Annotated in this window: 1 protein-coding gene; it reads left to right on the top strand. The window is 63.9% G+C overall.

Translation table 11 applies throughout. The features are described 5' to 3' along the window. The coding region (locus ACZYOF_RS44410) for a transposase (RefSeq protein ID WP_463719675.1) at window positions 1-396 on the top strand (396 nt) is incomplete at both ends.

The following is a 396-nucleotide window of genomic DNA, read 5'->3' as shown; positions in this document are numbered from 1 at the left end:
CGGGTCACGCGTCGCGAGGAACGCACGCCCACGACCCCCGCCGTCTATGTCGCGCTGGCGCTCAATCCGGACGGCGAGACGGAGGTTCTGGGCTTGTGGATTGAGCAGACCGAAGGTGCCAAATTCTGGCTCAAGGTCGTCAACGACCTGAAGACGCGTGGAGTCAACGCTCTCCTGATCGCGGTGGTCGATGGGCTCAAGGGCTGTCCCGAGGCGATCGCCTCGGTCTATCCGCAGACCGTGGTGCAGACCTGCATCGTGCACCTGATCCGCACCAGCTTGGCGTTTGTAGCCTGGAAGGATCGCAAGGCGATCCTGCCTGCCCTCAAGGCAATCTCCCGGGCCGAGAATGCCGACATGGCGCTGGTCCGGCTCGAGGAGTTCGAGGACGAATGG

Source organism: Bradyrhizobium sp. LeoA1Lang (genome assembly GCF_055413685.1).
Note: the sequence above shows the minus strand (reverse complement) of the source record. Positions and strands in the feature narration are given on the sequence as shown.